General features: G+C 51.1%; 21 protein-coding genes. 15 read left to right on the forward strand and 6 right to left on the reverse strand.

The annotated features are described in order from the left end of the window. Positions 1–24 precede the first annotated feature (24 nt). The 5 genes from PsAD37_RS11750 (at position 25) to PsAD37_RS11770 (ending at position 6,764) form a co-directional block, all read left to right on the forward strand. Complete coding sequence (locus tag PsAD37_RS11750) at positions 25–1,926, forward strand: ABC transporter ATP-binding protein (protein ID WP_063296302.1); 1,902 nt, start codon at positions 25–27, stop codon at positions 1,924–1,926. Further along, on the forward strand, positions 1,923–3,839 hold the full coding sequence (locus PsAD37_RS11755; protein ID WP_063296303.1) for an ABC transporter substrate-binding protein: 1,917 nt from the start codon (positions 1,923–1,925) through the stop codon (positions 3,837–3,839). Before PsAD37_RS11750 ends, PsAD37_RS11755 begins: the two co-directional genes overlap by 4 nt. A 126-nt stretch (positions 3,840–3,965) precedes the next feature. Then, positions 3,966–4,994 (forward strand): ABC transporter permease, encoded by a 1,029-nt coding sequence (locus PsAD37_RS11760; RefSeq protein WP_063296304.1) that lies wholly within the window; start codon positions 3,966–3,968, stop codon positions 4,992–4,994. Continuing rightward, on the forward strand, positions 4,991–6,163 hold the full coding sequence (locus tag PsAD37_RS11765) for an ABC transporter permease (RefSeq protein ID WP_063296305.1): 1,173 nt from the start codon (positions 4,991–4,993) through the stop codon (positions 6,161–6,163). The genes PsAD37_RS11760 and PsAD37_RS11765 overlap by 4 nt, the downstream gene beginning before the upstream one ends. 16 nt (positions 6,164–6,179) lie before the next feature. Next, entirely contained in the window at positions 6,180–6,764 is a 585-nt protein-coding gene (locus PsAD37_RS11770; RefSeq protein ID WP_063296306.1) for a bifunctional 2-polyprenyl-6-hydroxyphenol methylase/3-demethylubiquinol 3-O-methyltransferase UbiG, read from the forward strand. Here PsAD37_RS11770 and PsAD37_RS11775 read toward each other — a convergent pair. The 5 genes from PsAD37_RS11775 to PsAD37_RS11795 are packed head-to-tail and all read right to left on the reverse strand — an operon-like array spanning position 6,748 to position 12,400. Beyond that, complete coding sequence (locus PsAD37_RS11775; RefSeq protein ID WP_208991840.1) at positions 6,748–7,599, reverse strand: polysaccharide deacetylase family protein; 852 nt, start codon at positions 7,597–7,599, stop codon at positions 6,748–6,750. The genes PsAD37_RS11770 and PsAD37_RS11775 overlap by 17 nt on opposite strands. Next, entirely contained in the window at positions 7,589–8,788 is a 1,200-nt protein-coding gene (locus PsAD37_RS11780; RefSeq protein WP_063296351.1) for a glycosyltransferase family protein, read from the reverse strand. The genes PsAD37_RS11775 and PsAD37_RS11780 overlap by 11 nt, the downstream gene beginning before the upstream one ends. Continuing rightward, positions 8,788–9,918, reverse strand: a complete 1,131-nt coding sequence (locus PsAD37_RS11785) for a glycosyltransferase family 4 protein (protein ID WP_063296307.1) — start codon at positions 9,916–9,918, stop codon at positions 8,788–8,790. The genes PsAD37_RS11780 and PsAD37_RS11785 overlap by 1 nt, the downstream gene beginning before the upstream one ends. Continuing rightward, entirely contained in the window at positions 9,918–11,156 is a 1,239-nt protein-coding gene (locus PsAD37_RS11790) for a glycosyltransferase family 4 protein (protein WP_063296308.1), read from the reverse strand. The genes PsAD37_RS11785 and PsAD37_RS11790 overlap by 1 nt, the downstream gene beginning before the upstream one ends. A 2-nt stretch (positions 11,157–11,158) precedes the next feature. Continuing rightward, positions 11,159–12,400 carry a glycosyltransferase family protein gene (locus PsAD37_RS11795; protein WP_063296309.1) on the reverse strand — a complete coding sequence of 414 codons (1,242 nt, stop codon included), beginning with the start codon at positions 12,398–12,400 and terminating at the stop codon, positions 11,159–11,161. Between the two features lie 252 nt (positions 12,401–12,652). Here PsAD37_RS11795 and PsAD37_RS11800 point away from each other — a divergent pair, with 252 nt between their 5' ends. The 8 genes from PsAD37_RS11800 to ilvD all read left to right on the forward strand — a co-directional run bounded on the left by PsAD37_RS11800 (position 12,653) and on the right by ilvD (position 23,939). Beyond that, a complete protein-coding gene (locus PsAD37_RS11800; RefSeq protein ID WP_063296310.1) occupies positions 12,653–15,244 on the forward strand; it encodes an ABC transporter ATP-binding protein/permease in 2,592 nt (863 codons plus the stop codon). Positions 15,245–15,344: 100 nt separating this feature from the next. Beyond that, positions 15,345–15,785: a cyclic nucleotide-binding domain-containing protein gene (locus PsAD37_RS11805; RefSeq protein ID WP_193757786.1), complete on the forward strand. Its 441-nt coding sequence runs from the start codon at positions 15,345–15,347 to the stop codon at positions 15,783–15,785. A 13-nt stretch (positions 15,786–15,798) separates the two neighbouring features. Beyond that, the gene (locus PsAD37_RS11810) at positions 15,799–16,620 is read left to right on the forward strand and encodes an MBL fold metallo-hydrolase (protein ID WP_063293205.1); all 822 of its coding nucleotides are present in this window, start codon (positions 15,799–15,801) and stop codon (positions 16,618–16,620) included. Between the two features lie 86 nt (positions 16,621–16,706). Beyond that, complete coding sequence (locus tag PsAD37_RS11815; protein WP_057465918.1) at positions 16,707–18,176, forward strand: adenylate/guanylate cyclase domain-containing protein; 1,470 nt, start codon at positions 16,707–16,709, stop codon at positions 18,174–18,176. 111 nt (positions 18,177–18,287) lie between these two features. Then, positions 18,288–19,055 (forward strand): SDR family NAD(P)-dependent oxidoreductase, encoded by a 768-nt coding sequence (locus PsAD37_RS11820; RefSeq protein WP_057465964.1) that lies wholly within the window; start codon positions 18,288–18,290, stop codon positions 19,053–19,055. 184 nt (positions 19,056–19,239) lie between these two features. Next, positions 19,240–20,580 carry an FAD-binding oxidoreductase gene (locus tag PsAD37_RS11825; RefSeq protein WP_063296311.1) on the forward strand — a complete coding sequence of 447 codons (1,341 nt, stop codon included), beginning with the start codon at positions 19,240–19,242 and terminating at the stop codon, positions 20,578–20,580. A gap of 18 nt (positions 20,581–20,598) precedes the next feature. After that, entirely contained in the window at positions 20,599–21,900 is a 1,302-nt protein-coding gene (locus PsAD37_RS11830) for an FAD-binding oxidoreductase (RefSeq protein ID WP_063296312.1), read from the forward strand. Between the two features lie 191 nt (positions 21,901–22,091). Beyond that, a complete protein-coding gene (gene ilvD / locus PsAD37_RS11835; RefSeq protein WP_063296313.1) occupies positions 22,092–23,939 on the forward strand; it encodes a dihydroxy-acid dehydratase in 1,848 nt (615 codons plus the stop codon). A gap of 83 nt (positions 23,940–24,022) precedes the next feature. Here the strand turns inward: ilvD and PsAD37_RS11840 are convergent, their stop codons facing one another. Beyond that, entirely contained in the window at positions 24,023–24,673 is a 651-nt protein-coding gene (locus PsAD37_RS11840) for a peroxiredoxin (RefSeq protein ID WP_063296314.1), read from the reverse strand. 238 nt (positions 24,674–24,911) lie between these two features. Between PsAD37_RS11840 and PsAD37_RS11845 the strand changes: the two genes are divergently transcribed. Together PsAD37_RS11845 and PsAD37_RS11850 are read left to right on the forward strand one after the other, a co-directional pair. After that, complete coding sequence (locus tag PsAD37_RS11845; RefSeq protein ID WP_063296315.1) at positions 24,912–25,250, forward strand: helix-turn-helix transcriptional regulator; 339 nt, start codon at positions 24,912–24,914, stop codon at positions 25,248–25,250. Continuing rightward, positions 25,222–25,683, forward strand: a complete 462-nt coding sequence (locus PsAD37_RS11850; protein WP_063296316.1) for an SRPBCC family protein — start codon at positions 25,222–25,224, stop codon at positions 25,681–25,683. Before PsAD37_RS11845 ends, PsAD37_RS11850 begins: the two co-directional genes overlap by 29 nt. Positions 25,684–25,698 lie beyond the last annotated feature (15 nt).

Here is a 25,698-nt window from a genome sequence, read left to right on the forward strand (position 1 = left end):
CAGACCAGTGAGGAAGGGACGCGCGTGAACCTGCTTGACGTCAAAGGGTTGTCGGTAGAGTTTCATGGAGACGAAGGGCATCACCAAGTTGTCCGCGATGTGTCTTTTAGTGTCCCAGAAAACAAATGCGTCGCTTTGGTTGGTGAGTCAGGGTCTGGCAAGACCGTGATCTCCAGGGCGATTATGGGGATCCTTCCTGCAAAATCTCGTATCACATCAGGACAAATTTTATTTCGGGACAATCGCAAAACCGGTGAGAAAGTAGACATTGCAAAACTGCCTCCGGCTGGTCCTGCCATGCGCGCCATTCGCGGCGATCAGATTGCAATGATTTTTCAAGAACCCATGGTCTCGCTCTCACCACTGCACACCATTGGAGATCAGATCAGCGAAGCAGCAAAGCTGCACCGCTTTGTTGGCACTAAAGAAGCCCAGGAATTGACCAAGGATATGCTGCGTCTGGTTCATTTCCCAGAGCCTGAGCGTGCAATCCGTGCCTATCCTTTTGAGCTCTCTGGCGGCTTACGGCAACGCGCACTCATAGCTATGGCGATGATCTGCCGCCCCACGCTTCTTATTGCAGATGAGCCGACAACCGCGCTGGATGTCACCATTCAGGCCGAAATTCTGAAGTTGATTAAGGAAGTACAAGCTGAACTGAACATGACACTACTCATGATTACGCATGATTTTGGTGTAGTCACAAACATGGCTGATGAGGTTGTCGTGGTCTACAACGGTGAGATCATGGAAAAAGGCAGTGTTGAAGACCTGTTCCTGACCCCGCAACACCCTTATCTGAAAGCTCTGCTCCATGCGGTTCCATCGCTTTCTATGGAGCCGGATGAGCGCCTTGTTCCAATCCGCCCAATCAAACCTCGCGCGCATCATTCTGATTTGCAGCCAAGCCCGGTTGGTAAAGCTTACGCATTTCGTGGAACGCCGCTCATCGAACTAGAGGGCGTTTGTAAGAGCTTTACATTCAAGAACCTGCGCGGCAAAAAACGCAGAGGCATGACAACTGCCCTCGACAATGTATCTTTGACGGTCCGTAGAGGCGAATGCCTTGGTATCGTTGGAGAGTCTGGTTCTGGAAAAACCACAGCCGCCCTTGCTATGCTGCGTGCTTTTCCTTTGACGCGAGGCAAAATCTCCTACACCACTGAGGACGGTCCACGCGATATTCAGGGCTTCTCTGAAAAAGAGCTCTTCCAATACCGAAAGCGTGCTCAGATTATCTTTCAGGATCCGTTTTCTTCGTTAAACCCACGCCGAACACTCAACGAGATCCTACAGGAACCGCTCGTCATACACCGCATAGGTGACAGTCTCAGTCAAGGAGCGCGTATCCGGGAACTGATTGATCTTGTTGGCTTGTCGCCAAGGTATCTGCGTCGTTACCCGCATTCCTTCTCCGGAGGCCAAAGGCAACGTATTGGGATCGCGAGAGCCCTGGCGCTAAACCCGGAGTTCTTGATTTGCGATGAGCCAACATCAGCGCTTGATGTCTCCGTTCAGGCACAGATCTTGAACCTGCTCAAAGACCTCAAAGATGAGTTGGGCCTGACCTATGTTTTCGTCAGCCACAACCTTGCTGTGGTTGACTACATTTCCGATCGTGTGGCGGTCATGTGCAAGGGCAAGGTTGTGGAAGTCGGGCCAACGCGGCAGATCATAGATAATCCGATCCATCCCTATACGCGCGCACTCCTCAAAGCGGTGCCAGAACCTTCTTTGGAACACAAACTGGATTTTTCATCTCTGTCAGGAACCTCAAGCTCGGACCCGACACAATGGCCTTCGCCCTACCGGATGCGCTACACGACCGTCCCATATCTGGTTGAGATTGAGACAGACCATTGGGTATGTGCTCCAGGAATGGAAAGCATGCGCGATATTGTCGGATTGGGAGGCAGCCATATATGAGAAAACTTGGCCTCCTCACGATGGTTGTTATGTTTATCAGCCTCACAGTGCCTGCGGTCTCAGGGGCTCTGGTCCTGAAGGAAACTCCGGGGATTCCACCGGGCCTGCCATCTGTCGTAGATCGTGTTCCCAAAGAACCGCTAGTGACCTACCCCGATGATATTGGCCGTGTAATCGGAGTGCAGGGTGGTGCACTACATACGCTTATTTCGCGGCCTAAAGACGTGCGCCTGATCAATGTGTGGGGTTATGCAAGGCTGGTTGGGTACAATGAAAACCTCGAGTTAAATCCAGACATTTTGGAGAGCGTAGATAATCATTATGACAAGGTCTTTACTCTAAATCTGCGTGAAGGTCATAAATGGTCTGATGGTAGTTCCTTTAATGCAGAAGATTTTCGGTTTTGGTTTGAAGATGTTGCCCTAAACGAGGAGCTGAACCCCATCGGTCTGCCGGGGTTCATGTTGGTGGATGGTGAAGGTCCCGAGTTTTCAGTTATTGATGAGACGACGGTCCGTTTTGAGTGGCATGAGCCAAATCCCCTGTTCCTGCAGGAGCTTGCAAAAGCACGCCCGCCGTTCATTTACCGGCCAGCTGCTTATATGAAGCAATTCCATGAAGAATATGGAAATCCGGAATTTATCCGGCAGATTGCCCGTATTGAGAAAGTACGTGGGTGGGCACCTCTGTTCAATCGCATGGATGACATGTACGGCGCATCCAATCCACATATCCCTACATTGCAGCCATGGGTGCCACGTAACACCTCGGGTGACCGCCGGGCAGTCATGGAGCGTAATCCGTTCTTTCACCGGGTGGACAGTGCAGGCCAGCAACTTCCTTACATCGACCGCATCATTATGGATGTGGTCGATGGAAAACTCATTCCAGCAAAAACGCTGGCAGGCGAGAGTGATCTGCAAGCGCGTGGACTAGGGTTCTCTGACATTTCCGTGCTTAAACGTGGTGAGCAAACACAGGATTATGACACGCGCCTTTGGCTCAACTCAAAAGGCTCTGAGATTTCGATCCTGCCTAACCTCAGCGTTAAAGACGCGGTGTGGCGTAAACTCATGCAAGATCGTAGATTTCGCCATGCGCTCTCGTTGGGCATTGATCGTGAACTCATAAACAAAGTGCTCTATTTTGGTTTAGGTAGAGCTGGCAACGATACGGTTCTCAACATTTCTCCGCTGTATCAGCCAGATTTTCAAACGGCTTGGGCAGAGTTTAATCCAGAGCTTGCCAACCAGTTGCTGGATGATATTGGACTGACAGATAGGCGAGGAGACGGCGTACGCTTGCTGGAAGACGGACGCCCGCTGCAACTCATTATTGAGACCACAGGCGAGAGTGCTGAACAGGATGATGCGCTGGAGCTTGTTGCAGAAACGTGGAAGGAGATCGGCGTTTCTGCTTTCATCCGCCCAAGCCAGCGCGACACGATCCGGGCCCGTGCGCTCTCTGGCGCTTTGATGATGTCTGTCTGGTCCGGTTTTGAAAACGGCGTACCAACAGCAGATATGCCGCCGATAGACTATGCTCCCACGCGCGAAGATTTTCTCTCATGGGCTCCATGGGGCAACTACTATGAGAGTGATGGACACGCAGGTGTTAAACCTGACTGGCCCCCAGCAATCCGTTTGATTGAGCTCTTTGATCAATGGCTGGTGAGCAGCAGTTTCGAAGAACGGGACATGATCTGGGAGCAAATCCTGCAGATCCACGCGGATGAAACAATCCATATTGGTTTGGTCAATGCCGTCCGGCAGCCGGTGGTTGTTATGGGGCTTTTGAATGTACCTGAAATGGGTATTTATGGGTGGGATCCAGGAGCTCAGTTCGGCATTCATCGCATGGATCTCTTCTTTTTTGAAGACCTCTTACCGGATGAAGACGATCTTCCTCATTGATTTTTTCACTTGCCTTAAGCGCGGGCTAATAGGGCTTCTCAAACCTGATTAGATTTTCTCAGAGAAAGCCAAGAGAGCTCCTTTAGACTTCTCCCACGAGTGGTGTGAGAAAAGAAAGGGAAGCGGGTGCTCAATTACATCCTGCGGCGGCTGTTGGTGATGATACCAACGCTTGCTGCCATCAGTTTCCTGATTTTCTTCATCATTGAATTGCCAGAAGGGGACTACATCTCCAACCAGATCTCCATGCTCCGCTCAACTGGAGAAAGCGCATCTATTGGCAGACTGGAATTTTTGCGCAAAGAGTTCGCTCTCGATAGGCCGTTTGTGGAGCGTTACGGCATATGGGTGGGGTTCTGGCCCGGACCCAATGGGTTTGATGGATTAATTCAGGGTAATTGGGGCTGGTCCTTTGAGTATGACCAGCCAGTCGGTGAAGTGGTTGGCCCAACATTGCCGCTTACAGTTGCGCTCAACCTTGCCACGATCCTCTTTATTTACTGCGTTGCTTTTCCCATCGGCATTTACTCTGCGACACATCAGTATTCGGTGGGGGATTACACCTTCACACTTATTGGATATCTCGGTCTCGCGACCCCTAACTTCTTGTTGGCATTGGTTTTAATGTATTTGGCCAACAGCTTGTTCGGACTGACGGTAGGGGGCATTATGGAGGAGCATTATATTGGAGAACCCATGAGCGGCGGTAAAGCCCTGTCTATTGTGGCACATCTGATTGTTCCGGTGATTGTCATCGGAACATCCGGCACAGCTGCCATGATCCGCCGATTACGTGCTAATCTGCTGGATGAAATCTATAAGCAATACGTCACAACCGCCCGTTCAAAGGGAATGCGAGAAAGCAAACTCCTCGTCAAGTATCCTCTTCGTGTTGCTCTCAACCCATTCATCGCAGATATCGGCAACCTAATTCCTTCGCTTGTATCAGGCTCAGTTATTGTCTCTGTTGTTCTCAACCTGCCTACTGTCGGTCCCGTCCTTCTTGGAGCGCTTCAATCGCAGGACCAGTTCCTTGCAGGGTTTATTCTCCTCTTCGTCTCCATCCTCACATTGATTGGCATGTTGGTCTCTGATGTCTTGCTTGGTTATCTGGATCCACGAATTCGCCTTGGAAAAGAAGGGGCGAGACAATGAGCCCGGGCGAACGTGGAGAGGACAAAGCAGAGCACTACGTCAACCCTAAGGGCTTTGATCCTAAAGATGTTGAGATTCTAACCCGAGAGCAGGAGAGGTATTATCAGGCTCCTCAATGGAAGATCATCTGGTGGAAATTCCGCAAGCACAAACTGGCAGTTCTCTCCGCGATCATCCTCTTCTTTTTCTACTTGTGCGTCCCTTTTGCCGAAATCATTGCTCCGTATCCGGTGGCAAAACGAAACGTAGACTTCCTCTTTGCCCCACCACAAGCCATCCACCTGTTCCATGAAGGCAAACTGGTAGGACCCTTTGTGTATGGCCTAAATCCTTCAGTTGATCTGGAAAATCTGAAGTGGGTCTACGAGACAGATACTACAAAAGTCCAAAAAATTCGGTTCTTCTGTAAAGGAGAACCCTACAAGTTCTGGGGGCTGTTTCCCGCGAGCTTTCACGTCATTTGCCCCGCGAAAGACGGCACGCTTTTCATCGCAGGAACGGACAGATTGGGGCGAGATCAGTACTCTGGGCTTGTCTATGGAGCACGGCTGTCTCTTACAATTGGCCTCGTTGGAGTAAGCATATCCATGGTGCTTGGCGTCTTGCTGGGCGGACTTGCTGGCTTCTTCGGTGGGTGGATCGATAGCTCAATTCAACGCGTTATAGAAATTATGCGCTCGCTGCCAGAACTCCCGCTCTGGATGGCTCTGTCTGCAGCCTTGCCGATAACATGGTCGCCGGTCTGGATTTACTTTGGCCTGACCGTCATTCTGGGTCTGCTGGACTGGCCGGGTTTGGCGCGTGCCGTCAGATCAAAATTGCTCTCGCTGCGAGAAGAAGAATATGCCAAGGCCGCGGCGCTCATGGGTGCAAGCCCTAGTCGCATTATTGTTAAACACCTGCTCCCCGGTTTTACAAGCCATCTGGTCGCTTCCGCAACTCTTTCCGTACCAGCGATGATACTTGGTGAAACGGCACTTTCTTTCTTGAATCTTGGACTGAGGAGGCCTGCTGTCTCATGGGGTGTTCTTCTCAATGAAGCTCAGAATATTTCTGTCGTTACCATTTATCCGTGGTTGATGGCGCCGGTTATTCCGATCATCATTGTCGTGCTTGCCTTCAACTTCATGGGCGACGGGCTGCGCGATGCAGCTGATCCGTATAAGTAGCTGGAGCCTCAATATAATGGAAGATCTCTCAGGTGATTGGGATCGCCAGTACGAAGCAGGTCGCTGGCATTTTCTTAATGATATCAAAGAGGCTGCGCGCTACGGAATTCTCTCCGCATGGCTAGGGCAGACTGGAACCACGCGGGCAGTACTTGATGTAGGCTGTGGTGAAGCAATTCTGTATCACTATCTCAAGTCATCAGGCCTGCAACGATACTGTGGTGTAGACCTCTCAGAAATTGCTCTAGGCAATGCTAACGTCGCCGAGGAATGTGTCCAGCTTGTGCAGTCAGATCTTGAAAGTTTCAACGCCAAGTCGGAGGATACATTTTCAGCAATTGTCTTCAATGAAGTGCTCTATTTTTGCGAGGAACCAGAGTTGCAGCTCAACCGTTACGCAAAATTTCTTGATGACGATGGCGTTATCGCAATTTCCATGTACACACCTGCACGAGAAAAATCGGGAGCAAACAGATCTATCCAGAAGGTTTGGGGTGAAACAGACAAATCTAACCACTGGAAGGTACTCGATGATCTGGAGCTGAAGTCATATTCAAAGAATGTTGGTTGGAAACTCCGGCTCGTCAGACCTGCCCGGTAGCCAAAGTAAAATCGCGTTTTGCTTCATCCAGAAGGTCTTGAGAACTAAGCCACTTAACTGCAGGGTGAGCAGAGGTGAGCTTGAAAAATACCTCCAAAAATTCGGAGCATCCTTCACCATGGTCAAGGTGATGTGTCAGTAATCCAATCGGCTCACTTGTATTGGTTCGCCGTCGGCAAAGCTGCAGGTCTAGCCGTCTACGAGCTGCATCCCAACCGATAAAGCGCTTATTTTTCTTCCATTTAATGATGTCGATATGGCTTTGGAGACGTGGAAGGCGAAAATGATTGATCCAGGTGAATGCGGATAATCCGTAGTCTCCCTGTTGCTTGAGAAGTTGCACTGCGCGCGGTGCAATCCGGTTCCACGGAGGCACAAATAAAGGCACAAAGTCCTTTCCAAATAAACTTTGTAGGATCACCCGACCTTCTGCTAATTCTTTTGCCATCTCTTTTGATGTTCGTCGCCACCCAAACTCACTGGCCTTCTCGCCGTACGATTTCATCTGATAATTCTTATGTTGCCAACCATGATGAACGATATGAACCTCTTGTGCCGTGACAAGACGTTGGGCGAGCGCTTCTGTCGCAAATTTTGGAATAACTGCAAGCGAAAGCGGAATGCCGAACCGGCCAGAGAACGCAAGTAGCTCTTCAAGTGCAGGTGTTGGCGAAACAGCATCATCATCCCGCCACCAGAACTTAACAGTAAGGCCGCGCTCTTCGAACCAATTGAAGTGCTGGTTGAGGTGCTGTTCAAACGCCCCTTGGTCGTTGCCGACAAAATATCCAGCCTCCGGAACGGGTTCAATGACAGGGGCAGAACTAGAGATCACGAGAAACGTTCCTTTCCCAGATAATTCCGAGCGCGTGATCCATCGGCGTTTCCATGCCAAGATCTGCGGCAAGCACTTGAGCTGAAATCTCCGCTCCATTGAGCGCCACGTGTAAGTCTGGTGCTGGAAGGGAGAGTGCTTTTTGTGCTGCTTGTGCAAGCGTATTAGCGCTGAGTACTTTTTCGGGAACTGCCACTGCTCGATGATGTTTCATAAGGCTGAGTGCGCGTTGAGTTTGCTCAGTTTCAGCTTCTTGCGCAAAAGGAACCAGAACGGATGGAATGCCTGCACGCAGTATATCGACAACTGTGTTGTAACCAGCTTGAGAAATAGAAAGTTTGGCGTTCTTCAAAAGCGCGGGGAAGTCTTTGCGAGCCCGCTCAATAATGAGCTGTGATGAGGAGTGTTTGGAAAGCTGTCGGAATTCAGCGTCGGGAACGTCCTGTCCAACGAGCACGCGCCACCGGTGACTGATGTTGGGCGACATATGGTTGGGAGCAGAAAGCGCGGCCCGCAACAAAGCAGAGCCGACAGCCCCACCTCCACAAGAAACGATAATCTCGTCCACCCCGTCAGTTGACGTTGCAGATGTTGTACGGTCGTCACTGATGTAACCCGTGTAGCGGATATGTGAGTTCACCTTGTTTGAGAATGGAAAACTCTCGTCAAACGTAATGAGTTGCGGGTCTGAATGGACAAGGATCCGATTATAAAAGGCAGAGGCTTGTGAGGCCATCCATTCTTCTTTCCATAACTCGTCCTTGCGCACCAGAATATCACGCACGGAGCAAACGACCCACGGTGGGGAGAGCTTGCTGCCGGCACATTCAAGAAGACGCGTCATCTCAGCTGCAAACATTCTGCGCCCAAAGGGGTAAGTTTCCGTGATCAGCAAGTCAAAATGCTCAGAGGAAAAGGCAGAAAGCGTTGCTGTGATGCGCTTCTCCCACCACGCCTCATCAATCGGGACGTTATGTTCATCCAGCAGAACATCAAATTTTGCGCTGGCAGCACGCACAGCAGGCAACCGGACAACAGATAGCCCATCGCAGTTCAACGTGTCAGGAATACGGTTCCCAGTTGCAAGGGTCACTGCAATGCCTTGACGAACCAACGCCTTGGCAAGCGCCACCGCCCGGACGATATGGCCCGAGCCAAGCAAGTGCTGAACATGAATGAAGGCTTTCATCATCGGCCTCCGTGAACTCTCCGCTTAAACTGGTGATGTTCAAGAGCAGCATTGAGCACCTTGTCCAGCCCTCTCGCCCCAGCTTCAAGACTATGGTTTTTGTGAATGTTTTCTATAGCTGCGAGCCCCATATTCTCCCGCTTGTGTGTGTTTTTTATGAGAGACATCAGATTCTGAGCCAAAGCAGAGGCGTCACCTTCATCTGAAAGCAAACCACTGGTACCTTCCTCCACGATGTCTGGAACACCAAACACCCGCCCACCAACCACGGGCAAACCACAGGATTGAGCCTCCAGAAACACAAAGCCAAAGGCTTCACGAATGGCAGGCCAAACAAAAATGTCGTGAGATCGATAGAGACGCGGCATTTCCTGCCAGGGAATAAGCCCGACAAACTCGGTGCGATACCGATCAAACAGCGGTTCAATTTCGCCTCGTGCCGGTCCGTCTCCGGCAATGGTCAGTCGCCATGGCAGATCAGCAATTTGCTTGAGAGCAGCAGCAAGCACCATGTACGAAAACTGCTTGTCTCCTTCACGCATCATGCCTGCGCAAAGCAGTCGGATTTTTCCATCAGCCGAGCCTTTGGTGACACTGTGACTAACTTCAAATTTTGCCGTCTCCAAAAACGGAGGCAAAACCGTCAGAACGTCTTCATTCAAGACTTCCTTCAGGCATTGAGCATCAGATTTCGTCAGAGCGACGACTTGGCTGGCCTGAGCAAGAGCTGCGTCCGCTGCATTAAACCCGAGAGCCCAATTGCCTGCCTGTCGTTTGGGCGCACGGCTGGCTTCCACGACCACATAAGGAATGTTGAACTTGGCGCAAAGGTAGGGCCCAATCCAGTCAGGTGCCTTGTGATAGAGATGATACGTGAGAAACACATCAGGCACTGCACTGTGTTCAATCCAACGCTCTGCGATAGCTTTTGCCTCTGTAAGCGCCAGCTCTTTCACGTCGCGTGTCACGTCCTCACCACCCTCAGCGCGCCAGCTGCGAAAAGTGGAGGCAATCTCAACCTCGTGCCCCGCCAAATGCAATGCTCGTACGATCAATCGCCCCATGGTTCGGTCTCCCGAAGGCACAGGGTGGTCAATAGGCTTCATGGGCGCTGTAAAGGCGACTTTCATCAGCAGGGCTCCAAACTTCTCGAGAATTTCTCCTCCAGAAAATCCAAACCGGGCGAGGCACTGAACCGGCGATGAACGCTTTCAAACGCATTGGTTCCAATGCGCTCTCGCTCAGAAGGGTGTGTGATCAGAAGCTGCAGTGCCTCTGATAAGGCTGAGATGTCTTCAGCAGGGCAGAGCAGGCCAGTTTCATTACTTTCAATGATTTCAGGAAGAGCGGATACCTCTGTTGAAACACACGGCAACGCCATAGCTTGTGCTTCCATCACCACGTTCGGTAGACCGTCCCGGTCACCTGACTTTGAGACACGGCAGGCAAGAGCGAAAATATCAGCGTTTTCCATCTCTTCCAACACATGTTTCCTCGGTTGGGCTCCCAGCCACGATATACGGTCATCCAGACCAAGTTGCACACCCAGGTCCTTGAGTGAACATGACAGCTCACCTCCACCAATGTGGGTGAAGTGCCAGTTCAGGTCCTTTGGGAGGTTGCTGAAAGCGCGCAGCAAGTTGTCATAACCCTTCTTGTCTACCAGTCGCCCGACGGAGATAATCCGAACGTCGTCTGCTCCTGTTCCATCCCGTAACGTGGCAGGACGGGGAGCCTCAGGAAATCCGCAAAAATCGAGACCATGATAAACAAGACTGATTTTGTTAGGTTCCTTGCAAAGTGAACGCAGATAAACAAGGTTTGCTTTGGTACAGGTCACTCCCCAGGCAGCATCAGTAAGTTTTGTCTCAAGCTCCCATCGCTCCGTGGTCCATATGTCTTTGGCATGGGCGGAAAACGACCAGTGACGACCAGAAAGCAAAGCTGCATAGCGTGCAACAGTGCAAGGACTGTGGAGGTAGTGCGTGTGTATCCAGATCACATCCTCAGGCAACTCATGAGCCATCACACAAGCTTGCCCCCATCGACGGAAGCGTTCAGCATTTTTCTTGTGTTTCAGATCGTTCTCAAAGCATGCTCTGGCAGTTGCGTATGTTGGTTGTTTTTTCGCCCATGCCATAGCTTTCTGGACACGAGGAGGATCATCCCTGAGATACTCGGTAAGGTAAAGCACATCGGAAGTGATCTTTTCGTGTACGTCATGCACATAGGGATCATAGGGGTGACGCAGCGCAACGATGAGCTGACCTATCCCACGCTCCTGTAGGCCATAAATCTCTTGGGCAATAAAGGTCTCAGAAAGACGCGGATACCCTTTCACAACCACAGCAATGCGTCCAGCTTCCATCACTACCCCGCATTATATGTCAGTTTGACATCGTCTCGTGGACCAAGACGTTGTGATAAATGCTGTTCACGCATGCCAAGAATTTCGGCAGTCCGCAGATTGATAATATCCAAACCGCCCAGATAGTTTTCTGAATGAGCATGAGACGGCGGCGCAATAAATGGTAGGTTTGCCAATGCTTTCACCATTAATTCAACACTTGGATATGAGTCAATCGGAAGCATCTGCGCAAGACCCAGTCGCTGGGCTTGCTCTGCTCGAATAGCCTGCTCTCTGCGTGGCACCACACGTGGAACCAGAAGGGCTGGATTATCAAAGGAGAGGATCTCGCAGAACGTGTTGTATCCCCCCATGCCGATCACTGCAGTCGCATTGGCCATGTAGGGCTCAATTTCGGGGGTAAATCGAAGGATCTCAACATCGCGCAAATGAGATGCACGCGTTGTAAACGCTTCCACATCTGCCTTGCTCATGAAGGGGCCAAGGACAATGAGAGCAGGGAACAAGGGGCGCAAACGTGCCTCATAGGCCCGTATGACCCAATCGACAAGCTCAACACCGTCACCGCCGCCACCTGGGGTCACCAACACATAGGGGGCTCCATCAAAGGGTGCTGTGAAATCCTGAGCTGAACTTGGCATTGACCGGCGCAGGTAGCCAGTAAAGAGCGTCTTTTCCATCACCGACTGGTCAAAGCCAAGCCCATTCAATGGATTGTTCATCACTGAGGGGCCGTAAACCCAGATCTCATCATAAAGGTCATTAAGGGCAGGGTAGGCGCGTTTGCGAAGCCACTCCTCCTTCAGAACGTGCGGGTCATCCATCACGTCACGAAGACCCAGCACCAACCGTGTTTTTTGCCCTTTGAGGTACTGAAGCGAAGGCAAAACTTCACCGCGCAACCCAAGCGGCTCCTTATCGACGATGAAGATGTCAGGCTTAAACACCTTGGCTGTGTGTTCAATGATCGAAGATCGGATGGCGATCGTCTCGTTGATATCAAGCTGTAAGGAGAGCGAAGTATATTCACCACTGCGCAGTTTGATCACGCCCGGAATGCGGACAAAATCGACCCGGGAACGAAACTCGAAACTACCGATGATGGGAGATCCGGAAAGGATGAGAACGGACATTTCCTGGAAGGAGCCAACCAAAGATTGTGCGATTGTGCGGCATCGCCGCAGATGGCCCAATCCAAAGGTGTCATGGCTATAAATCAGAATTTTTGGCGTCATTACCGTCATGCGCTTCTTATTCCATCTTCTGCGCATAAACCTCAGCATCAGATCAGTTTGGCGGAGGAGGGTCGCCAATCAACGGTCAAACCTGCTTTGTCGCGTTTAAACGCGAAAGCAATACCCCATAAATCCAAGGTATCTGGCGGGTTTATGCCGTTTTTTAAGATCTTGAAGCGTAAAGTTCCCTTGCGTCAGTTAGAGCGTAAATCGCATCGCCTCAGTTTGGGTTAGCCTGATCTGAGCTTAATCGGAGTGGACATGGAAAAATCGCTTTTCCAATTCATCTGGAAGAACTCATCCCGCTATCAAGTGGCGATTCTTCTAGTCACCATATTGTCCTATCCGGTGAGTTACATCCTGCTGGATCTACCTAAGACAATTACCAATGAAGCAATTCAGGGTAGCAATTTCCCAGTAGAACTTTTCGGAATGCAGCTCGGTCAGATTCAGTATCTGGCGGTGCTGTGTATTTTGTTTTTGGTTCTTGTTGTTGTTAGCAACTGCATCAAGCTCTACCTCAACGTCTACAAGGGTAGGCTGGGTGAGAGGATGCTACGCCAGTTGCGGTTTGAGCTGTTTCAGCGCGTACTCCGCTTCCGCCTGCCTCACTTTAAGAAGGTCAGCTCCGGCGAGATCATACCAATGATTACCGCCGAGGTCGAGGATGTTGGTGGTTTTGTTGGAGAGGCCTTCGCTTTGCCAGCCTATCAAGGCGGAATGCTGGTCGTTCAGGTCGGCTTTATTTTCATGCAGGACCCATTGCTCGGGCTGGCCGCCATCTCACTTTATCCGGTGCAGGGATATATCATTCCCAAGCTCCAGCAGAAGGTCGTGCGCCTGTCTCGTCAACGTGTGAAGAATGTGCGCGTGATCGCCGATAAGGTGGGGGAGAGCATCTCAGGTATCTCCGAGATTCATAGCAACGACACGTCAGCGTGGCATTCTGCAGACCTTTCAGACAGACTATATCGAAATTTCCGCATTCGTTTCGATATTTATAATCGCAAGTACTTCATTAAGTTCGTCAATAATTTCATGAACCAGCTGACGCCGTTTTTCTTCTACTTTATCGGCGGCTATCTGGTCATTAAAGGGCAGCTCAGCATCGGTGCGTTGATTGCGGTGATTGCAGCCTACAAGGATCTGGCTGGTCCATGGAAAGAGTTGCTGGCCTACTACCAGATGACAGCAGACGTCTCAGTTAAATATCAGACGGTGGTTGAGAACTTTGATCCACCTGATCTCTACGACAAACAACGCCTGCTGGATGATGAATCTCTGGTGTTCACAGGCCCACTCATCCTAGATAAACTAGGGCTATCAGGAGTAGGGACCGGGCAGGAAGTGCATAATGTTTCACTTAATGTCGAGCCGGGTAAACCACTAGCTGTTTCTGGTGTGGATGGTTCTGGCCGCTCTGAACTGTTGCAGATGGCAGCCGGATTGCTGAGCCCCACGTCAGGATCAGTCACCATCAACAACACCAATTTTGAAAGCATGCCAGAAGCGACCTTGGGGCGGCAGATTGCCTATGTCGGAGGACACTTACATGTCTGGACGGGGACAATTCGCGATAATCTCTTCTACGGGCTGCGTCATAGGCCTCAGGAAAAAGTCGAGTACGAAGGCAGTGATCTGAGAAAGCGGCAGCGTCAGTTGAAGGAAGCTGCCATGACGCTTAACCCATACTTTGATTTGAAAGCGCGCTGGGAAGATTACGAGTTGGCCGATGCTGGGTCCATGCAGCAACTGGAAGACAAAGCCCTTGAGCTATGTAAAGTGGCAGGTTTCTCGCGTGATCTGTATCTTCTGGGTGTCGAGACAGTCATCAATCCAGGCGAGACTGAAGAGCTCAATGGCGGCCTCATGCCCAAACTGGTTGAGGCGCGGAAAGCCTTGCGCGAGAAAATCCAGAATGACACGAAACTTCAAAATCTCGTCGAGTTCTGGGACCCTGAAAAATTCAATATGTCTGCCAATCTGGCGCAGAACCTGTTTTTCGCCAGCCCCAAAGAACACTTCATGACCATTGAGCATGTCCCGAATGACCCGCAGATTTCAGCTTTCCTCAAAGAGACCGGCTTTGATGTGCTTCTGACGGACATCGGACTGCAAATCGCAAAGACCATGGTCGAACTGTTTGCTGATGTGAGCGCAGACAGTGAGTTGTTGAACAGGTACTCCTTCATTAGCCGTGAGGATCTGCCGGAATTCGCCCGCATAGTGAATGAACAAAAAGGCGAACAGCGGCGCAAACGGCTCAAAGATGTAGATCGGGCACGTTTGATTGCGCTGGCGCTCAAGCTCATTCCAGCAAAGCACCGCCTTGGCGTTCTGGATGATGATATGCGGGAGAAAATCCTCGCTGCTCGGAAACAGTTTATGGAAACAGTGGGCAAAGACAATGAGCGTTTCGAGTTCTTTGATCCAGACTCTTATCTCACAACTTTGAGCATCGAGGACAATCTGGTCTTCGGACACGCAAGGTTAGACCGCCGCGATGCCCGCCAGAAAATACAACAAGTTCTGCAAGAACTCGTGCGTGAAAGAGACCTGATCGCCCCAATTCGCCGCGCTGCCTTCGATTATCAGGTAGGCATTGCTGGCGCGAAGTTATCCTCCCATCAGCGCAGGTTGATCTGTCTGGTTCGTGCCCTGTTGAAGAATGCACACATCTACGTTCTGGATGAGACAGCAAACAGTGTGAGTGCAACAGATAAGACCCTGCGCGAAGACCTCAGGAAGCTCATGAGTGATAAAATTCTCATGTTCGGAGTAAGTAATGAAAGTGTTGCTGAGGAGTTTTCTACGACGCTTCACCTAGAAAATGGGAGGGTTATCGAAAGATAGTCTTGGGAACTATGGTGAAACAAAGGCGAGATGATGTGAGCTGGAACACAGTTTGCTGGGAGAACTTCAGCTATGCTCATCAAGTTATTGGGAGTGAAATGTGACTATTGATGCAGAAGTCCAAGCTTTAAGCCGTGTCCCTCTCTTTCAGGGATTGGAACCAAGCAAACTGCGTCTTCTTGCGTTCATCAGTGATCGCATGGAGTTTCAGGATGGGGAGCATTTGTGCCATCAGGGAGATGATGGTGACAGTGCATTTGTTGTCCTTTCCGGTGAAGTTGCTGTGTTTGTTGATGAAAATGAGGTTGCGAAGGTTGGACAATATGCCATCATTGGTGAGATTGCGATCCTGTGTGATGTGCCAAGAACAGCGACCTTACAGTCAGTGGGCACAACTCACATTCTGGCAATATCCAAAGACGATTTTTTGAAGCTCATCGCGGAGTTTCCGAAAGTTTCGCTCGAGATTATGCGTGTATTGGCGTTGCGATTGGAAAAAACGACCAGAGAACTTGCGCAGGCACGCCCTGCGTCCACTTGAAAGGCCAGATTACTTGAACGAGTTTTCTCTTAAAATTTGGGGTGTTCGCGGTTCAACAGCTGCTGCTGGTCCCGAAACACTTAGATACGGCGGAGAAACAGCCTGCTTTGAAATTCGGGCGGGGGACGTTCTGTTGATGGTCGACTGTGGGTCTGGTGCACGCAATCTGGGTAAAGAGTTGATGAAAGGCCCACACCGCGACATCGATCTTCTCTTCACGCATACACATCTTGACCACATCTGTGGTTTGCCTTTCTTTGAGCCTGCGTACGATCCTAATTTCAGTATTCGCCTAACCGCAGGCCATTTTAATGACCCGTGTGATTTGAAGGACATTATCTGTCGGATCATGTCACCCCCTATTTTCCCGGTAGGAGCGAACACGCTAAGTGCCGTTTCCTTTAAAAGTTTCAAGGCAGGGGACACCCTGAAGAAAGACAATGGGCTGATAATCAAAACCGTTGCGCTAAACCATCCTGGCGGTGCCTGTGGCTACCGGATGGAGTACAATGGTAAGTCCATGTGCATCATCACAGATCACGAAATGGGGAGCGCATCTCACGATGCTGCTGTCCTAGAGTTTATCCGTGATGCAGATGTTGTGATCCAGGATGGGATGTACACCTGTGCCGAATACCCTAAGTATAAGGGTTGGGGACATTCCACATGGGAGCATGTGGTCGGAATATGCCAGCGCGCCAACGTGAAAACGCCCGTGATCTTTCATCACGATCCGCGTCGCACGGATGATGAATTGGACGAGATAGGTTTGGCTGCCCAGCAGATGCATCCACGAGCAATCGTGGCCTCTGAAGGGATGGTCTTCAAACCTTAAGTTCATTCACCCGTCGCTCGCAACAGATCGGATGAAACTGCGAGCAAACCAGCAACACCTGTTGAATGGTGTGACGGGAGACAAGTGTGGCAGTTGGAAGTGGTCCAGAAAATTCCGATCCTTCAAAAAAACGTGGATCTGAGAAAAAGCCGGATGTGGACTTGAGCGAAAAGTTCCATGGCATCTCTTACCAGAAGAAAGCTGAACCTAACTTCTACCAGCAGCTGAAGCGCGGTGTTTTAGGGCCAAAAGCTCCGGAAGGGGACTTGCCTTTACGTGTGCGTAGTGAAGTAGCGCGTCAGGAAGCGGCCTCCGAACGTCTGATCGGTATCGTCCAGCTTGGCGTCATTATCTTTTTTGCTGTTCTGTACGCCCTTGCTCCGAGGGCCGAAGGCACAATGGGCTTCAACTTCGTTCCCATCGCCTTTTCCTGTTATCTCGTCTTTACGCTTATTCGTATTTACGTCTCTTTCAGAACCACCCTGCCGGTCTGGTATCTGGTCCTGTCTATTATGGCAGACGTGGCGCTTCTGGTCGGATTGATTTTCTCCTTCCACATTCAGTATGCCCAGCATCCCACTTTTTACCTCAAGGCCCCGACCTTGATGTACCTGTTCCTGTTCATCGCTCTGAGAGCCCTCCGCTTTGATCCAAGATACGTGATCCTCACTGGCGTCTTCGGGGCTCTGGGTTGGTTAGGGTTGGTGTTCTATGCTCTGACCTATCAAGGTGGCTCAACACTTATCACTCGAAACTACATCGAATATCTGACCGGCGAGGCAGTTCTCATCGGGGCAGAGCTGGACAAGTTGATAATCATCCTGTCAGTGACAGCGCTTCTTGCCCTTTCTATCTTCAGAGCTCGCCGCACTTTCTTCTCAGCCATTCGCCAGAAGAATGCAGTAAAAGACTTGAGCCGCTTTTTCACGCCAGAAGTTGCAAATTCCATTGTGGAATCTGAAAGCAGGCTCATGGCTGGAACTGGTGAAATCCGGGATGTTGCCATCCTTCTTGTAGACATCCGGTCCTTTACAAAAACTGCCGCCAAACTGCCGCCAGAAACCACCATGCGTGTTTTGAGCCTCTACCAAAAGAAAGCTGCAAAGGTGATTTTGGGAGAGGGGGGCAAAATTGATAAGTTCCTTGGTGATGGAATCCTTGCAACCTTCGGCGCTGTATCAGACAGCGAAACGTATGCAGCTGACGCGTTGCGAGCAGGTGTCGAACTGACTCACATTCTGGAGGAAGAGTGCGCCGATCTGGAAGCTGCAGGTTGGCCCATGAAATTTGAAGTTGGTGTAGGGGTCGCAGCAGGTCCGGTCAGTGTTGGAGTTGTTGGTGTGCGGGACCGGTTGGAGTTCACCGTGATCGGTGATGCTGTCAACCGCGCTGCAAAGCTGGAAGCCGCCAACAAGGTCCAGGGCACGCGGTTCCTGACAGATGGTGCAAGTTATTCCATGGCTCTACGACAAGGGTATAAGGGAAACATGATAGATTTAAAGTCCGAGTGTGTTGCGGGAATCAATGGAAAAGTAGACCTTGTGGCTTTGGCGTGAGAATGATTTTCTCATGCCGACCCGCAATCCAGCATTTTGCTGCTTTCAAAGAATTTTGGCGGGAGCTTTGAAAGACAGCGGGGCAAACAAAATGAATCGGGATGGGATTCCATGCAACTTAATAAAGAAATTGCAGCCGTTGTAACCGGCGGCTCATCAGGTCTTGGCGCGGCAACCGCACGGAAATTGGCTGGCCATGGCGTTAAAGTAACTCTTTTCGACGTGAATGAAGAAGCTGGTAAAGCACTGGCACAAGAGATTGGTGGTCAGTTCGTAAAAGTTGACGTTACCAGCGATGACAGCGTGAAAGCAGGTCTGGATGCAGCTGAAGCAGCGCACGGCCCAACACGTATTCTCGTCAACTGTGCAGGTATCGCGCCTGTTGCAAAAACCACCTCTCGTGGTGAGCCGCACCCAATGGATATGTTCCAGACGGTGATCAACGTAAACCTTGTTGGCACATTCCGTTGTACGTCGTTTGCTGGAACACGCATGGCAAATCTTGAGCCACTGACAGAAGATGGTGAGCGCGGCGTGATCATCTCCACTGCATCTGTGGCAGCATTTGACGGTCAGATCGGCCAGGCAGCTTATGCAGCGTCTAAAGGTGGCATCGCCGCTCTGACATTGCCTGTTGCACGAGACCTGTCCAAGTCCGGCATCCGCGTGATGACTGTTGCACCCGGAATCTTCGAAACTCCAATGCTTCGTGGTCTCTCTCAGGAAGTGCAGGACTCACTCGGTCAGCAAGTGCCGTTCCCGTCCCGTTTGGGCCGCGGCGACGAATACGCTCAGCTGGTAGAAGCAATCTGCACCAACCCAATGCTGAACGGTGAAACCATCCGCCTGGATGGCGCAATCCGTATGGCACCGCGCTAAGCAATTCTCTGGTCTGAGAGCGTTGAGTTCTCAGGCCAGCTTCTGGTTGCGAAACAACCAGACCTACCAATATGGTCTAATCCAAAGGTCGACTAAGTGCTTAGGCACACCCTCGTGCAGTGGTATCTTAGTCCTGCTAAGTTCATCGGATCGTAATTTATAGATCCGATTCCTAGAGGCCTTCATGGCGACCTATACCAGCTCCACTCCCCAACAGTTCTTCGGCGACCTCCCAGAACAGACTGATGTTCTGATTATTGGCGGTGGCGTGATTGGCACCTGCACAGCCTACTGGCTGGCACAAAAGGGTGTGAACGTGACACTCTGCGAAAAGGGCCGCGTTGCCGGAGAACAGTCGAGCCGCAACTGGGGCTGGGTCCGCCAGCAAGGTAGGGATGCCGCAGAACTCCCCATATCCATGGAAAGCAGCCGGCTCTGGCAGCAGCTGATGAAAGAAACCGGAGAGGATCTCGGGTTTCGCCAGGAGGGCGTTTATTATCTGGCAGAAAAACAAGAGGACCTCAAAAACTATGAGGACTTTCTTGAGCTCGCCAAACAGCATCAACTCGATACCAAGCTCCTCAGTAAAGACGAGGTCTACGCCAAAATTCCGGGGCGTGATGGCAAATGGGTTGGCGGAATGGTCACACCAAGTGATGGCCGTGCTGAGCCATGGATAGCTGTGCCCGCGATTGGCAGAGCAGCGGAACGCAACGGTGCTGTGATCGTTGAAGACTGTGCAGTGCGTACGCTCGAGATTGAAGGTGGTAAACTCACAGGTGCTGTGACCGAAAAGGGGACGATCAAAGCAAACCGTGTCCTGATCGCTGCTGGTGCATGGTCCTCACTCTTTGCACAAAATCTCGGCGTGTCCATGCCTCAGCTATGTGTGCGAGCAACTGTGGCTGCAACCAAGGCTGTGCCTGATCTTTTCAACGGCAACGCTGCAGACGGCACATTCGCGTTCCGCAAAAGAGTAGATGGTGGCTACACACTTGCGGTCAGTGATATTCATGATCACTACATCGGTAAGGACTCGTTTCGTCACCTCTTCAAGTGGCTTCCTGCTGTGAAAGCGTCCTTCAAAGGCATTTCCTTTGGCATGAACCCACCAAAGAACTATCCAGATTCATCGGCGCATAAGCGGCATTGGTCTGGAGATGAAGTCACACCGTTTGAAACATGTCGTGTGCTAAACCCTGATCCAAGCCCGAAAGCCCTCAAACGCATTCAGGATCGTCTGGTTGACCGCTTCCCTCAGCTCAAAGGGCTGCAAATGGAAGAAAGTTGGGCTGGAATGATTGATGCAATGCCGGACTTTGTCCCGATCATGGATGAAGTCCCGACACAAAAGGGCGTGTTTATCGCGACGGGTTTTTCCGGGCATGGGTTTGGCATTGGTCCTGCAGCAGGACGCATAATGGCAGATTTGCTCATGGACAAACCAGCTGGCTACGACCTGACGCGCTTCCGCTATTCGCGGTTTTCCGATGGCTCCAAAATCAAGCTCGGACCCTTTATCTAACCTCCTTGAGTAAGTGACGTGATTTATTCAGAAAATACACCGCAGCAGTTCCATGGAGAACAGCCGCAGGAAACAGACGTGCTCATAATCGGCGGGGGCATCATTGGTGTGTGTACCGCCTATTACCTCGCCAAGAAGGGCGTAAGCGTCACTCTTTGCGAAAAGGGGAGAGTTGCAGGAGAGCAGTCCAGTCGCAATTGGGGTTGGATTCGCCAGCAAGGACGTGATGAGCCGGAAATCCCGCTCTCTATCGAAGCTCGTCGTTTGTGGGAGGAGCTCAGCGAAGAGACAGGGGAAGACCTCGGTTACAGCGCGACTGGCGTCTACTACCTTGCTGCAAAGCATGAAGACTTGGAAAATTTCGAAAAGTTCGTCGAGCTTGGCCGGAAATATGATCTTGATACCTGCATGATCTCAAGAGCGCAGGTTCATGAAGATATCAAAGGTAAAGAAGGCCGCTGGATCGGTGGAATGCATACTGCCAGTGATGGTCGTGCTGAACCCGGGCAGGCGACGCTTGGCATCGCAAAAGCTGCAGAGCGACTTGGAGCTGTCATTTGCGAAAACAACGCTGTTCGTACATTGGTAAAATCCGGTGGCGAGGTTGTGGGCGCTGTCACAGAGCAAGGCGAGATCAAAGCAGGACAGGTAATGCTGGCAGGTGGGGCATGGTCTTCTTTGTTCGCCGCCAATGCAGGCATTAAACTGCCTCAACTTTCTGTAGAGTTGACCGTTGCAGCAACGCAAGCTGTACCGGATGTCCTACCGGCAAATGCCTCAGACAACACCTTTGCTATGCGCCGTCGTCAGGATGGTGGCTACACGCTGGCACTCAAGAACAACCAGACCCATCATATCGGTCTGGATTCTTTTAAGTTCTTGAAAGAATGGCTACCCAACATGGCCGAAAACTTAAAAGGCACCAGCATCAAGCCGTGGTCTCCAAAAAACTACCCTGACCACTGGATGCAAAAACGGCGCTGGACCGGAGCGGACATAACACCATTTGAAGCCATGCGCGTTCTTAACTCCAAACCTGATCAGAAAGAGCTGGGAGCTTTAACCGAGGCTCTTGTCGATCGCTTCCCTCAGCTCAAAGGAACGAAACTGCAATCCGCCTGGGGCGGACTCATTGATGCCATGCCAGACTTTCTGCCCGTAATCGATAGAGCACCAAATCAGAACAACCTGCATATCGTGACGGGATTCTCAGGCCACGGGTTTGGCATTGGACCATCCATCGGACGCTTTATGGCAGACGTGCTTTCAGGCAAAAGTGCAGGTCATGATCTCTCCAGTTTTGCCTTTAACCGGTTTTAAAAGCAGCAAGACTTGAGCCTCTGGCAGGTGACACTCGAGAAATGCTCAAGCGATCAGAAGGGGAGAGCCGTACCCGCGGGTACTCTTTTTCTCATTGGTGGTGTAAGCTGAAGAAAAGTTGCCAAATTAGTCCGATAAAACTAACTATACCGCAACGCGTAAATAACATATTCGCCAGATTGGGGTTTTCGATGCCAAACTATCGTTCGCGCACTTCCACACACGGCCGCAACATGGCAGGCGCCAGAGGCCTGTGGCGGGCAACCGGTGTTAAAGAAAATGACTTCGGCAAGCCAATTATTGCTGTCGTCAACTCCTTCACTCAGTTCGTGCCAGGCCACGTGCATTTGAAAGACCTCGGCCAGCTCGTCGCTCGCGAAATTGAGCAGGCCGGTGGCATCGCAAAAGAGTTCAACACCATCGCAGTCGATGACGGTATCGCAATGGGTCACGACGGCATGCTCTACTCGTTGCCCTCTCGTGAGTTGATCGCCGACTCCGTGGAGTACATGGTCAACGCCCACTGCGCAGATGCCATGGTCTGTATTTCCAACTGTGACAAGATCACTCCAGGCATGTTGATGGCATCTTTGCGCCTGAACATTCCAACCGTGTTCGTGTCCGGTGGACCGATGGAAGCTGGCAAAGTAACGCTCGCAAACGGTGAAAAACGCAAAGTTGACCTTGTCGACGCAATGATCGCCGCAGCTGATGACAACGTTTCTGACAGCGACGTTGAAAGCATCGAGCGCAGCGCATGCCCGACATGTGGCTCCTGTTCTGGCATGTTCACCGCAAACTCCATGAACTGTCTGACAGAAGCTCTGGGCCTGTCTCTTCCGGGCAATGGCTCAACTCTGGCAACGCATTCAGACCGTAAACGCCTGTTCATCGAAGCTGGTCACCTGATCGTAGATCTGGCAAAACGCTATTACGAACAGGAAGATGAGAGCGCACTGCCGCGTAACATTGCAAACTTCAAAGCCTTTGAAAACGCAATGATTATGGACATCGCAATGGGTGGTTCCACCAACACCGTTTTGCATTTGCTGGCTGCAGCGCAGGAAGGTGAAGTGGACTTCACCATGGAAGACATTGACCGTCTGTCTCGCATAGTACCAGTGCTGTGTAAGGTGGCTCCATCGGTCGCCAACGTCCACATGGAAGACATTCACCGCGCAGGTGGCATCCTCGGCATTCTGGGCGAGCTGGACCGTGCAGGTCTCATAGATACCTCAGTAAAATCAGTGCATGCCAAAGACTTAGCCGATGCTCTTGAACGCTGGGATCTCAAACGGACAGACAGCACAAGCGTGCGCGAGTTCTTTTCAGCCGCACCAGGTGGTGTGCCGACACAGATCGCCTTCTCTCAGAGCTCCCGCTATGCGGAAGGCGTTGATGAAGATCGTGAAAACGGCGTTATCCGTTCCAAAGAACATGCCTTCTCGCAGGATGGCGGACTGGCAGTGCTCTACGGCAATCTGGCAGAAGATGGTTGTATCGTTAAGACAGCTGGCGTGGATGAGAGCATTCTAACCTTCTCTGGCCCTGCACGCATCTTTGAATCTCAGGACACAGCCGTCAGTGCGATCCTGACCGGCAAGGTGAAAGAGGGCGACATCGTCCTCATCCGCTACGAAGGCCCACGCGGTGGTCCAGGCATGCAGGAAATGCTGTATCCAACCAGCTACCTCAAGTCCAAAGGCCTTGGCAAAGCCTGCGCGCTCATCACAGATGGCCGCTTCTCTGGTGGGTCTTCCGGCTTGTCCATTGGTCATGTCTCCCCGGAAGCAGCTGAAGGCGGCAATATCGGTCTATTGGAAGAAGGCGATATGATTGATATCGACATTCCAAACCGCAAAATCGAGATGCGTGTTTCTGATGAAGAGCTTGCCTCCCGCCGCGCTGCGATGGAAGCAAAAGGGAATGCTGCATGGAAGCCTGTTGAGGTGCGTAAGCGCAAGGTTACCACCGCGCTGAAAGCCTATGCTGCCATGACCACTAGCGCATCCAAAGGCGCAGTTCGCAAAGTTGACTAAGCCTTAGGTTCAATAAGACATTTAAAAGCCCCGTGGAGATCATCTCTGCGGGGCTTTCTATTGCAGGAGCGTGTTTTGAGCTTTTAGCTTGGCGCACTCACATATCGCAGATAGGGTAGGACCGTTTTCACAGAGCCAAACTTGACTTCCGCGTCTTCGGTACTGACAGCTGGGGGCACGATCACATCCTCTCCAACAGTCCAGTCAGCAGGCGTTGCAACGCCCTTGGCAGACATCTGTAGCCCATCCAAAGCGCGCAAGATTTCTGCAAAATTTCGCCCAACGGTCATAGGGTAGGTCATCATCAGTTTTACTTGCTTGTCCGGCCCAATGATGAAGACGGAACGAACTGTTGCTGAGTCAGCAGGCGTGCGGCCGTCAGGAAGCACATATTCAGCAGGCAGCATGTCGAAGGCTTTGGCCATTTCAAGACCAGCATCGGCTACAATCGCAAAGTCTGGCTTTGCTCCGCCAACAGATTCAATGTCGACTTTCCACTTCTTGTGGTCTTCTACACCATCAACTGAAACGCCAAGGACTTTGGTGTTACGCTTTGCCCATTCTTCACTGAGCTTTGCCACAGCTCCAAATTCGGTAGTGCAAACCGGAGTAAAGTCTTTCGGATGCGAGAAGATAATTGCCCAGCTATCGCCAATCCAATCGTGCAGGGTGATTTCGCCCTGATCAGTTTCTACAGAAAGGTTAGGGATAGTATCGTTAATGCGTAAAACCATGAGTAATCCTCTTCTTATCCAGTACTGCGCATCGCTCAAAAGGCCTTGGACCTCCCACAGCACCAATAACATTTAAGTACCGAATTTCTGCATTCAATGGGAGCGGCTTTCAGTTCTTGATACAATTTTGTGAAGTATTAGCGTGGAGAGTTTCAACCTGATCTCTCAATAGAATTTGTTAATGCAATCAAACATATTAATCAATTGACTTTGCGTTAGCCAAAGCTTACCGTAAGTTATGACTTACCAAGATATCCTTCATGCGCTGGCAGATGATACTCGTCGCAAGATATTTGAAGATCTTCGGGCAGGGCCTAAGAATGTCAAAGCACTCTCACAGGCAAAAGGCGTCACTCGGCCAGCTGTCTCTCAGCATCTGAAAGTGCTGGAACGGGCTGGGCTGGTGGAGGCCGATCAACGCGGAACGTCGAGATTCTACGCAGTAAGGCGTGAGGGCATCTCACCTTTGCGTGACTACCTTGATCAGTTCTGGGAGGACGTCCTGAACGCTTTTGCAACTGAAGTCACCGAACAACAGGAGATGGGGCATGATCACACCAGTGGTGAAAACGATTAGGGTGGACTGTAGCCCAGAAAGAGCCTTCGAGGTTTTTACAGGTGATTTCAGTAAATGGTGGCCAATTCAAACTCATTCTGTAACAGCAATGAATGGCAGCGAACTACCTGAGGTCTTTTGTGAGCGGCAGGAAGGCGGCAAGCTATATGAAGTCGCAAAGGATGGCACGCGGCATGACTGGGGAACGCTCAAAATCTATCAGCCCTCAAAAGCCCTCTCGTTTCTCTGGCACATTAACAACCCGGAGAGCATGGCAACCTGTGTGGATGTGACGTTTGAGAAGGACGGCGAGGGTACCAAAGTGGTTCTAAGTCATCATGATTGGGAGAAGATGGGCGAAATCGGCTCCACAATGCGCGAAAGCTACAATAATGGCTGGGTCAGCGTTTTTGAGGTGCATTTCAAAAACGCGTGTAATTCCAGTCCTGCTTAGGAAGCAAAGCCTCGC

The sequence above is a fragment of the Pseudovibrio sp. Ad37 genome, from assembly GCF_001623075.1.
In the GTDB taxonomy this organism is placed as follows: Bacteria; Pseudomonadota; Alphaproteobacteria; order Rhizobiales; family Stappiaceae; genus Pseudovibrio.